The organism is Stenotrophomonas sp. SMYL86, assembly GCF_036320025.1.
Taxonomy (GTDB): Bacteria; Pseudomonadota; Gammaproteobacteria; order Xanthomonadales; family Xanthomonadaceae; genus Stenotrophomonas; species Stenotrophomonas maltophilia_A.
Window position 1 is genome coordinate 33186 of sequence record NZ_JAWIRU010000015.1, and the last position, 10822, is coordinate 44007.

Sequence of the window (10822 nt, forward strand, 5' to 3'; positions counted from 1 at the left end):
GGGGGTAAACGCGGGCGGAAGGCAGGCACCCTACGTCATGAAAAAGTAACAAATGAATCTATTTATTGTTCATTCATATTCTGGGCTGATCTGTCCCTGGGGCATGCCTCGGCAGCACCAGATGGCTTCATTCGCCCCTCTGTGTATACTATCCCCCAGTATAGTTCCGAGGTGGCCCCGCCATGCCGCACTCCCCCGAAGAGAAGAAGAAGGTCCTGGCCCGCGTGCGCCGCATCCGCGGCCAGTGCGATGCGCTGGATCGCGCGCTGGAAGCCGGTGCCGACTGCGGGCCGGTGCTGCAGCAGATCGCCGCCATCCGTGGCGCGGTCAATGGCCTGATGTCCGAGGTGATGGAGGCCCATTTGCGCGAGGAGTTCGGCCAGCCTGCGGCCTCCGATGAACAGCGCGCCGAACGCGTGCGCGACATGAGCGCATTGATCCGCTCGTACCTGAAGTAAGCGATGGCGCATCACCGCGCCATACATCCCGTTTTCCCTATGTCTGGAGAGTCCACCATGAAGTCCCGTGCCGCCGTCGCCTTTGGTCCCGGCCAGCCGCTGCAGATCGTCGAGATCGACGTTGCCCCGCCGAAGAAGGGCGAGGTGCTGGTCAAGATCACCCACACCGGTGTCTGCCATACCGATGCCTTCACCCTGTCCGGCGATGATCCGGAAGGCCTGTTCCCGGTGGTGCTGGGCCATGAAGGCGCCGGCATCGTGGTGGAGGTCGGTGAGGGCGTGACCAGCGTCAAGCCCGGCGACCACGTGATTCCGCTGTACACCGCCGAGTGTGGCGAGTGCCTGTTCTGCAAGAGCGGCAAGACCAACCTGTGCGTGTCGGTGCGTGCCACCCAGGGCAAGGGCGTGATGCCCGACGGCACCAGCCGCTTCAGCTACAACGGCGAGCCGCTGTACCACTACATGGGTTGCTCGACCTTCAGCGAGTACACCGTGGTGGCCGAAGTCTCGCTGGCGAAGATCAATCCGGACGCGAACCCGGAGCACGTCTGCCTGCTCGGTTGTGGCGTCACCACCGGCATCGGCGCGGTGCACAACACCGCCAAGGTGCAGGAAGGCGACAGCGTGGCGGTGTTCGGCCTGGGTGGCATCGGCCTGGCGGTGATCCAGGGTGCGCGCCAGGCCAAGGCCGGCCGCATCATCGCGGTGGACACCAACCCGTCCAAGTTCGAACTGGCGCGCGAATTCGGCGCCACCGACTGCATCAACCCGAAGGACTACGACAAGCCGATCCAGCAGGTCATCGTCGAGATGACCACCTGGGGCGTGGACCACAGCTTCGAGTGCATCGGCAACGTCAACGTGATGCGCGCGGCGCTGGAATGCGCGCACCGTGGCTGGGGCCAGAGCGTGGTGATCGGCGTGGCCGGTTCGGGCCAGGAGATCTCCACCCGTCCGTTCCAGCTGGTGACCGGGCGCAAGTGGATGGGCACCGCCTTCGGCGGCGTGAAGGGCCGCAGCCAGTTGCCGGGCATGGTGGAGGACGCAATGAAGGGCGATATCGAACTGGCACCGTTCGTCACCCACACCATGGACCTGGACAAGATCAACGAAGCCTTCGACCTGATGCACGAAGGCAAGTCGATCCGTTCGGTGGTCCACTACTGAGCCGCGTCATGGGCTGGCTGGATGCCCTGCGCCGGCCGCGTGCGGAAGACCCGCGCGCGGCCCTGGTGGTTCCGATCGAGCAGGCGTTGCGTGCGCTGGGTTGGGTAGTGGGCGAGGTGGGGCCACCGCGTGCGGTGACCTCGGCCTTCGGCAGCGACGATGGCATGCCGTTCGAGCAGTGGCTTGCGCAGGTATTCCTGCCGCGCCTTCATGAAGCGCGCGCAGCCGGACAGTGGCCGCCGCGCAGCGATGTGGCCGTGGCGGCCTGGCGCAATCTTGATGGCCAGCCTGGCGTCGAATCGTTGCTGCGCCTGCTGGCGCAGCTGGATGAACGGATCAACAAAGGCATCCACGCCGCGCGTGGATAAGCCGACCAAGGTCGGCATCTACCAGAAGCACGCGTGCGCTGACGCGCCGCGCAGGAGAGCACCATGGAACGTATTGAACACCGCGCCTGTTTCGGCGGCTGGCAGGACGTCTACCGGCATCAGTCCACCACGCTGGGCTGCGACATGCAGTTCGCCGTGTACCTGCCGCCGCAGGCGGAAACGCAGAAACTGCCGGTGCTTTACTGGCTGAGCGGGCTGACCTGCACCGAGCAGAACGTCATCACCAAGGCGGGCGCGCAGCGCTACGCGGCCGAGCATGGCGTGATCATCGTCGCGCCCGATACCAGCCCACGCGGCGATGACGTGGCCGATGCCGAGGGCTATGACCTGGGCAAGGGGGCGGGGTTCTACCTCAATGCCACCCGTGCACCGTGGGCGAAGCACTACCGCATGCACGACTACGTGGCGCAGGAACTGCCGGCACTGATCGAGGCGAATTTCCCGGTCACCGATGCGCGCGGCATCAGCGGCCACTCGATGGGCGGTCACGGTGCGCTGGTGATCGCGCTGCGCAACCCGGGGCGCTACCGCAGCGTGTCGGCGTTCTCGCCGATCGTTGCGCCCAGCCACGTGCCGTGGGGGCAGAAGGCCTTCCACGCCTACCTGGGCGACAACCCGGCGGACTGGGCGCAGTGGGATGCCAGCGAACTGGTCGCGGTGGCCACTGAGCGCCTGCCGTTGCTGGTCGACCAGGGCGAGGCGGATGAATTCCTGCAGACCCAGCTGCAACCGCAGCGCCTGCAGCAGGCCTGTGATGCCGCCGGCCATCCGCTGACCCTGCGCCTGCAGCCGGGCTACGACCACAGCTACTACTTCATCGCCAGTTTCATCGGCGAGCACATCGCCCACCACGCCCGCGCCCTGCACGGCTGACGGCTTTCCGGTAGTGCCGGCCGCTGGCCGGCAACCTGCAGCCCTGTGATTCCCCGGGATTGCCGGCCAGCGGCCGGCACTCCCATGGCGGGGCACGCGAAGTGTCGTATTGCCGTATTGGATCACGTGGCCGTGGCGCGGGCGGGGCTATCGTGCGCCCATACGGCCTTGCGGATCGGGGGATGCATGCCGGTAGTGCTGGCGCTGCTGTATGTGCTGTGCCACGGCCTGGTCGTGGCCCTGTGGCCGGGTCCCGCCGGTGCGGGTTGCTTCGGGTTCCTCACGGGCGCCCCGTTGCTGGCGGCGGCGGCCTGCCTGTGGCGGGCGCGCCGCGACCGTGCCGCGCTCGGCTGGCGCGCCACCGCCCTGGCGCTGCTGCTCTGGGCGGGTGGCATGGCCGTCAACATGATCGATGCGCTCGGTGCCGGCCGTGCCGATGTCACGCCGCAGGCCAGCCTGTTCCTGTATGTGCTGTACGGCGTGCCGCTGGTGTTCATCCTGGCCCGTGCACGCCGCGAGCGGCTGAGCATCAGCCTGATCGACGCGGCGATGGCGGCATTGCTGGGCGTGCTGTTCTTCGTGCATGCGCAGTCGTTCGCCGCGCGCGTCGACATCGACGACCACGCGTTGTCCAACATGCAGCGCATGTTCGATATCCAGAATCTGTGCATTGCCGGGTTTGCGGTGGTGCGCTGGCTGGTGGGCGACGTTCCGGAGCGGCGCAACTTCTTCCGCGCGCTGGCGATCTACGCGGTGGGCTACCTGATGGTGGCGTACTACATCAACCACTACACCTCGGAACAGTCCTTCGGTGCCTACAACGATCTGCTGATCGACCTGCCGTTCCTGCTGCTGGCGTTGCTGGCGGTGAGCCAGGCGCCCGCGCCGACGTTCGTGATGCACCCGAGGCTGGGCAGAACGGTGCAGGCGGCGGGGCCGATGATCCTGCCATTGCTGCTGCTGGTGGTCGGTACCCTGGTGGTCGACCATGCGCGGCCGCTGGCGGTCACTGGCTTCGTGGTGGCAACGCTGGGCTTCGGCATGCGCAGCATCCTGCTGCAGGTGGACCTGATGGAACGGCAGGCATCGCTGGACCAGCTCGCTCGGCAGGATGGCCTGACCGGTGTGGCCAACCGGCGCGAGTTCGATGCACTGCTGCTGGCGGAATGGAACCGTGCGCGGCGCAGCGGCAGCGAGCTGGGGCTGCTGTTGCTGGACATCGACCATTTCAAGGTCTTCAACGACCGCCACGGACATCCGGCCGGGGACCGCTGCCTGCAGGCCGTGGCCACGGTCCTGAAGATCAGTGCCGGCCGTGCCGGTGACAGTGTTGCCCGTTACGGCGGCGAGGAATTTGCGGTGATCGTGCCCGGAAGCCCGCTGTCGGGCGTGCTGGCGCTGGCCGAGCGCCTGCGTGAGGCGGTGGCGGCGCTGCCACTGCCCGAAGGGTCGGTCAGTATCAGCATCGGCGTGGGCTACCTGCACCCGCCGGCTCTGGCCAGCGCCGATCAGTTGCTGGCGGATGCCGATGCCGGCCTGTACGCCGCCAAGCGTGCCGGTCGCAACCAGGTGATCCTGCATGCGCACGTGCTCGACGACGAAGGCAGTGCGCACGGCAGGATGGATTGCTGAGCGCGCCGGGTGCCCGGTCCCCGTGCGTGATTGCGCACGGGCGGTGCGGCCGGGTCAGCGCTGCCGCAACCAGCCGGTGGGATCGAGCAGCCTCAGCCCGACCGGTGACAACGAGCGCTGGCGCAACGGCAGGTTTGCCGCCTGCACGGCCATCGCACAGCGCGCCAGCTGCTGGCGCAACGGTGCCAGCGTGTCATCTTCGCGCGGGCGTGCATGCCGCCACTGGGCGATGCGCAGCAGGCAGACCAGCAGGTCCAGTTCGCTGGCCGCGATGAACGGTGAACCAGCGGGCAGCAGGTCGATCGGGGCGGTGGGCGTGGCCAGCAGCGGCAGCAGGCCGACGAACGCGTCGCAGCCTTCGGGATCAATACCGAGGCTGCTCAGCTGGGCGAGTCCATCGGCCTGTTGATCAGGATCGTGCAGCTGGCGTATCGCCGCCAGCAGTGCCTGTTCGCCGCGGCCGAACTGGCGGCCGAAGGCGCGGTAGTTGACGCGGGTGGGAAACAACGGGGAACGGGAGGCCATGGTTGCTAGGGTTGTGGGTCGCGGGTTTCCACCAGCACGGGACAGGGCGCGTGGTCGATGGTCCATTGCCCGATCGAGGGTTCGAACAGGCGTTCCAGGCGGGACAGGTGGCGGTGGCCGATGACGATCAGGTCGCACTTCAGGCGCCGGGCCTGCTCGCTGATCACTTCGCCCGGGTCACCCGAGGGAATCTGCGCGATGGCGTCGACGCCGCGCTCGCGCAGCTCGGCCAGGGCTTCGGCCAGCACCGCTTCGGCCCGCGAGCGCTGGCGGGCGGCTTCCGGGTACTCGATGCGGTCGGCTTCGCTGGCATCGGCCGCCAGCGCGAATTCGGGGTCGAGCACGCACAGCAGGTGCAGGCGGCTGTGGGGGCCGGCGATGGCTGCGGCCAGGTCCAGCACGCGTGCGTGCTGGGGGCCACCGTCCAGGGCGACCAGCAGGGTATTGAACATGGATGTCTCCTTGGCAGGCCGGGGATGGTCGCCGATGTCACTGCGCGCACCCATGCCGTGCGCGGCAGTCAATGAATGCGTAAAACGCAATCCGCTGTGGTTACAAGTGTCGTAGAGTCATCTGATTTACTGGAGACTGTCATGCCCCTGCCGGACCTGAACCTGTTGCTGGCACTGGACGTGCTGATTGACGAATGCAGCGTGGCCGCCGCCGCGCGGCGGATGAACCTGAGCGCGCCGGCGATGAGCCGTACCCTGGGCCGGATCCGCACCGCGCTGGGCGACCCGGTGCTGGTGCGTGCCGGCCGCGGTCTGGCCCCCACGCCCCGCGCGCTGCAGCTGCGTGAGCAGGTCCGCGATGTGATCGAGCAGGCCCACCGTGTGTTCAACGCCGGTCGTGAGATCGACCTGCGCACCCTGGAGCGCACCTTCAATGTCCGCGCCAATGATGTCTTCATCGGTGGATTCGGCGGACGCCTGCGTGAACTGTTCCGCCAGCAGGCGCCGCGCGCGGTGCTGCGCTTCGTGCCCGAGGGCGATACCGACGACGACGCGATGGCGCAGGGCCGGATCGACCTGTACATCAGCACCGCCGGCAAGCATGCACCCGATACCAAGGTGCAGAACCTGTTCAGTACCTCGTTCATGGGCGCCGCGCGCGAAGATCATCCGTTGTTCGATGAGGAGATCAGCGCCGAGCGTTTTGCTGCCTGCGACCACATCGCGGTGTCGCGGCGGGGGCTGCCGCGTGGCCCGATCGATGACGACCTGGCCACGCTGGGCCTGCAGCGGCGGGTGGCGCTGATCAGCCCGACCTTCCACGGCGCGATCTTCGCTGCCGCCGAGTCGGACCTGATCCTGCCGCAGATGCCGAGCGTGATGCTGGAGCGGATCGTCAGCATGCGCCTGCCGCTGCGCCTGTTCCCGCTGCCGATCCCGGTGCGCACCGCCGCCATCGTGCAGGCCTGGCACCCGCGGCTGGACAACGATGCTGCGCACCAGTGGCTGCGGCGCTCGATCAAGACCATGTGCGAAAGCGCAGGGGAGGCTCCGCGCTGACACTTTCATGCGTGCGCTTGACGCACGCCTGGGATGCGGGCTGCGCCATTTTTCGCAGGGTACCAGCTCCCTAGACTGCGCTCCCCGGAGTTTCACTGAGCGCATTCCAATGACCCCCAACATGCCGTGCACTGCACGGATCGGTGCCCGGCGATGAGTACGCCGGCCGCCGCTGTCCCGGCCGCTGCTGCGCCCCGTCCTGCCGCCGCCCCCGGGCTCGACCGCCGCGTTCTGGTCGGCCTGTGTGGCGTGCTGCTGGCGGTGCTGGTGTCGGGCTTCAACGAGAACATCACCAAGGTCGCCCTGGCCGACATCCGCGGTGCGATGGGTTTCAGCGTCGATGACGGCAGCTGGATCGTCGCCCTCTACAGCGCGATGTCGGTCAGCGCGATGGCCTTCGCCCCGTGGTGTGCCGCCACCTTCTCGCTGCGCCGCTTCGCGCTGGCGATGATCGGTGGCTTCATGGTGCTGGGCGTGCTCTGCCCGCTTGCGCCGAACCTGCAGGTGTTCCTGCTGCTGCGCGCGCTGCAGGGGCTGTGTGGTGGTGCGCTGCCGCCGCTGCTGATGAGCGTGGCACTGCGCTTCCTGCCGCCCGGCATCAAGCTGTATGGCCTGGCGGGCTACGCGTTGACCGCTACCTTCGGCCCGAGCATGGGCACGCCGCTGGCCGCGTTCTGGGTCGAGCAGGTGGGCTGGCACTGGGCGTTCTGGCAGATCGTGCCGTACTGCCTGGCTGCCATGGCGATGGTCAGCTGGGGCCTGCCGCAGGACCCGCTGCGGCTGGAGCGTTTTGCCCAGTTCGATGGCGTGGGCCTGGCGCTGGGCCTGCCGGCGCTGGTGCTGCTGGTGCTGGGCCTGGTGCAGGGCCCGCGCCTGAACTGGTTCGACTCGCCGATGATCACCCTGATGATCGGTGGCGGCGCCGGCCTGATGGTGCTGTTCATGATCAATGAATGGTTCCACCCGCTGCCGTTCTTCAAGCTGCAGCTGCTGGCCAACCGCAACCTCAGCTACTCGCTGGTGACGCTGGGCGGCGTGCTGTTCGTGCTGCTGGCGGTGATCTCGATTCCCTCCGGATTCCTGGCCAGCGTGCAGGGCTACCGGCCATTGCAGACCGCACCGATGCTGCTGTGGGTGGCGCTGCCACAGGTGATCGCACTGCCGTTGGTGGCGGCGTTGTTGAACATCCGCGCAGTGGATTGCCGCTGGGTGCAGGCCACCGGCCTGGCGATGCTGGCGCTGGCCTGCTGGCTGGGCTCGCACCTGGATGTGGCCTGGATCCGCGACAACTTCCTGTGGGTACAGCTGCTGCAGGTATTCGCCCAGCCGATGGCGGTGTTGCCGCTGCTGATGCTGGCCACTGGCGGGCTGGCACCGCAGGACGGTCCGTTCGCCTCGGCGTGGTTCAACACGGTCAAGGGCTTTGCTGCCGTGCTCGCCAGCGGCGTGCTGGATGCCGTCGCCCAGGGCCGCCGTCATTTCCATTCCACCGTGCTGGTCGACCGCCTTGGCGAGCAGCCGTGGCTGGCCGAGGGCCCGCAGCTGGGCGCGCGCCTGCATGCGCAGGTGCAGGCGCTGACCTCGGCCGATCTGTACTGGGTGGTCGCGCTGGTGGCGCTGGCCTTCATTCCCCTCATTGCCTGGATGCCCACCCGCATCCATCCGCCACGTGCCGTGGCCTGAACCTTTCGCAGGAACCCCCTCATGACGATCAATCGAACCACTCTCAATACCGGCCTGGGCCTGGGCGTGCTGGCCCTGGCCATCGGTGCCTGGCTGCTGCTGCGCGACGGCGGTCACCAGACCACCAACAATGCCTATGTCGTGGCCGACTACACGCTGGTTGCGCCGAAGATTCCCGGCTTTGTCAGTGCCGTGGAAGTAGAGGACAACCAGTCGGTGAAGGCGGGCGACGTGCTTGCCCGCATCGACGACCGCGACTACCAGGTGGCCCTGCAGGCGGCCCGTGCCGACCTCGCCAACGCCCGTGCACAGCTGGCCAACGCGCAGGCCGCACTGGCCCAGCAGGACTCGCTGATCGAACAGGCCAGGGCCAGCGTCGATGTCAGCCGTTCCGAACTGACCCTGGCCAGCGCCGACCAGCAGCGTTACCGCGAACTGGCCCGTGATGGCGCCGGTACCGTGCAGAACGCCCAGCAGGCGCAGTCGAAGCAGGCCGTGGCCAGTGCGCATCTGCAGCAGGGCCAGGCCGCGCTGTCGACCGCACGCCAGCGCACCGACATCCTCAGCGCTGGCGTGCAGGCCGCGCAGGCGGCGGTACAGCGTGCAGAAGCGGCGCAGGCGCGTGCCGAACTGGACCTGTCGCACACCGTGCTGCGCGCGCCGATCGACGGCATGGTCGGCCGCCGTGCGGTACGCGTGGGCGCTTACCTGACCCCGGGTACGCCGGTGGCTGCGGTGGTACCGCTGAAGCGCGCCTTCGTGGTCGCCAACTTCCAGGAAACGCAGATGACCCGCATGCAGGCCGGCCAGCAGGTTGAACTGAAGGTGGACGTGTTCCCGGGCAAGCCGCTGCGCGGGCACATCGACAGCATCGCACCGGCTACCGGCGTCACCTTCGCCGCCGTCGCACCGGAAAACGCCACCGGCAACTTCACCAAGGTGGTGCAGCGCATTCCGGTCAAGATCGTGCTGGAACCCGGCCAGCCACTGCTGGACCAGCTGCGTGCCGGCATGTCGGTGGAAGCCAGTGTTGACCTGGGCAGCCGCGCCCGCGCGCAGAGCGTGCAGCACAGTCCGGGCCACAAGAGCGGGGAGGGTGCATGAGCGCAGTCACCCTGTTCCGCACCTTCGTTGCGGCCAGCCTGTGCACGGCCCTGGCTGCCTGCACGATGGGTCCGGATTTCGTACGCCCGCAGGCGGAGCTGCCCAGCCACTGGCAGGGTGAGGCGGTCGCCGGCAACGCCATCGACCAGGACGCGGCCTGGTGGGCCGGCTTCGACGATCCACTGCTGGGGCAGCTTGCCGGCCAGGTGCTGGCGGCCAACCTGGACCTGCAGCTGGCGGCCAACCGCGTGCAGCAGAGCCGCGCCGCACGTGGCATCACCGCCGCCGATCGCCTGCCCAGCGTCAGCGCGAGCGCCAGTGGCGTGCGTGCACGCAACAGCGAGGTGGGCCTGAATGATCCGTCCGGCAACGGCGGCCGTGATGACTACGGGCTGTTCCAGGCCGGCATCGGCCTGAGCTGGGAACTGGACCTGTGGGGGCGTGTGCGCCGCCAGGTGGAAGCGGCCGACGCACGCGTGCAGATGGCCGAGGAGGATGCACACGCGGTGCGCATCGCGCTGCTGGCGGAAACCGCGCGTGATTACCTGCAGCTGCGCGCGACGCGGCAGCTGCTGGCGATCACCGAGGACAACCTCAGCATCGCCCTCGACATGAAGCGCCTGACCGAGGCACGCCAGCAACAGGGCGTGGCCAGCACGCTGCAGGTGTCCAGCGCGTCCGCGCAGGTGGCAGCGCTGCAGGCCCGCATCGCGCCGCTGCGGCATCGTGAATCGCAGCTGCGCAATGCGCTGGCGTTCCTGCTGGCGCAGCCGCCGCAGGCGCTGGACGCGCAGCTGCAGGATGCACGCCGCGACTGGCCGGCGCTGCCGGCCGTAGCGGTGGGGGTGCCCAGCGAACTGGCCGAGCGTCGCCCGGACATCCGTCGTGCCGAAGCGGCACTGCATGCGGCAACCGCCGGCATCGGCGTGGCCAAGGCCAGTTTCCTGCCGCGCATCACCTTGAATGGCGACGCTGGGTTCCAGGCCAAGCAGCTGGATGATCTGGATGGGTGGAACGCGCACCGCTTCAGCATCGGGCCGTCCATCAGCATACCGATCTTCCAGGGCGGGCGGCTGAAGGCCAACCTTGCGCTGAGCAGGCTGCAGCAGCAACAGTCGGCGCTGCAGTTCCGCCGTACCGTGCTGCAGGCCTGGCATGAAGTGGACGACGCCATCGATGGCTATGCCGCCGAGCAGCAGCGCACGGTGCAGCTGCATGTGGCGGTGGACGAGAGCGAGAGCGCACTGGGCGCGGCGCGCCGGCAGTACCAGGCTGGCGTGGTCGACATGCTGGATGTGCTGACCACCCAGCGCATCGCGCTGGACAACCAGGCCGCGCTGGCCAACAGCCAGGCCACGGCCGCGATCGCACGGGTGGAGCTGTACCGCGCGCTGGGCGGCGGCTGGTAGTGCCGGGGGGGGGGGGGGCCCCCCCCGGCGGGGGGGGGGGGGGGGGCCGCGGCCGGCCCCCCCGGGGGCCC

11 protein-coding genes are annotated in these 10822 nt (G+C 68.4%); 9 read left to right on the plus strand and 2 right to left on the minus strand.

Going from position 1 to position 10822, the window contains the following annotated elements; translation table 11 throughout:
• The first annotated feature begins 182 nt into the window (after positions 1–182).
• The 5 genes from frmR to V3B64_RS15745 all read left to right on the plus strand — a co-directional run bounded on the left by frmR (position 183) and on the right by V3B64_RS15745 (position 4519).
• Positions 183–458, plus strand: a complete 276-nt coding sequence (gene frmR / locus V3B64_RS15725) for a formaldehyde-responsive transcriptional repressor FrmR (protein ID WP_005411009.1) — start codon at positions 183–185, stop codon at positions 456–458.
• Positions 459–515: 57 nt separating this feature from the next.
• Positions 516–1625, plus strand: coding sequence for an S-(hydroxymethyl)glutathione dehydrogenase/class III alcohol dehydrogenase (locus tag V3B64_RS15730; RefSeq protein ID WP_012512082.1), 1110 nt, complete (start codon positions 516–518; stop codon positions 1623–1625).
• Between the two features lie 8 nt (positions 1626–1633).
• Entirely contained in the window at positions 1634–1993 is a 360-nt protein-coding gene (locus V3B64_RS15735) for a YqcC family protein (protein ID WP_012512081.1), read from the plus strand.
• Positions 1994–2056: 63 nt separating this feature from the next.
• Positions 2057–2887, plus strand: coding sequence for an S-formylglutathione hydrolase (fghA, locus tag V3B64_RS15740; protein ID WP_329914440.1), 831 nt, complete (start codon positions 2057–2059; stop codon positions 2885–2887).
• Between the two features lie 186 nt (positions 2888–3073).
• Positions 3074–4519 carry a GGDEF domain-containing protein gene (locus V3B64_RS15745; protein WP_329914441.1) on the plus strand — a complete coding sequence of 482 codons (1446 nt, stop codon included), beginning with the start codon at positions 3074–3076 and terminating at the stop codon, positions 4517–4519.
• Between the two features lie 54 nt (positions 4520–4573).
• Here the strand turns inward: V3B64_RS15745 and V3B64_RS15750 are convergent, their stop codons facing one another.
• Both V3B64_RS15750 and V3B64_RS15755 read right to left on the minus strand, forming a co-directional pair.
• Positions 4574–5044 (minus strand): hypothetical protein, encoded by a 471-nt coding sequence (locus V3B64_RS15750; RefSeq protein WP_049400257.1) that lies wholly within the window; start codon positions 5042–5044, stop codon positions 4574–4576.
• Positions 5045–5049: 5 nt separating this feature from the next.
• On the minus strand, positions 5050–5496 hold the full coding sequence (locus tag V3B64_RS15755) for a universal stress protein (protein ID WP_032129880.1): 447 nt from the start codon (positions 5494–5496) through the stop codon (positions 5050–5052).
• 141 nt (positions 5497–5637) lie between these two features.
• Here V3B64_RS15755 and V3B64_RS15760 point away from each other — a divergent pair, with 141 nt between their 5' ends.
• From V3B64_RS15760 to V3B64_RS15775, 4 genes are all read left to right on the plus strand, one after another.
• Complete coding sequence (locus V3B64_RS15760; protein WP_032129879.1) at positions 5638–6555, plus strand: LysR family transcriptional regulator; 918 nt, start codon at positions 5638–5640, stop codon at positions 6553–6555.
• A gap of 153 nt (positions 6556–6708) precedes the next feature.
• A complete protein-coding gene (locus tag V3B64_RS15765; RefSeq protein ID WP_032129878.1) occupies positions 6709–8238 on the plus strand; it encodes an MFS transporter in 1530 nt (509 codons plus the stop codon).
• 21 nt (positions 8239–8259) lie between these two features.
• Positions 8260–9342 carry an HlyD family secretion protein gene (locus tag V3B64_RS15770; protein ID WP_006384446.1) on the plus strand — a complete coding sequence of 361 codons (1083 nt, stop codon included), beginning with the start codon at positions 8260–8262 and terminating at the stop codon, positions 9340–9342.
• Positions 9339–10751, plus strand: a complete 1413-nt coding sequence (locus V3B64_RS15775) for an efflux transporter outer membrane subunit (RefSeq protein ID WP_329914442.1) — start codon at positions 9339–9341, stop codon at positions 10749–10751. The genes V3B64_RS15770 and V3B64_RS15775 overlap by 4 nt, the downstream gene beginning before the upstream one ends.
• The last annotated feature ends 71 nt before the right edge of the window (positions 10752–10822 follow it).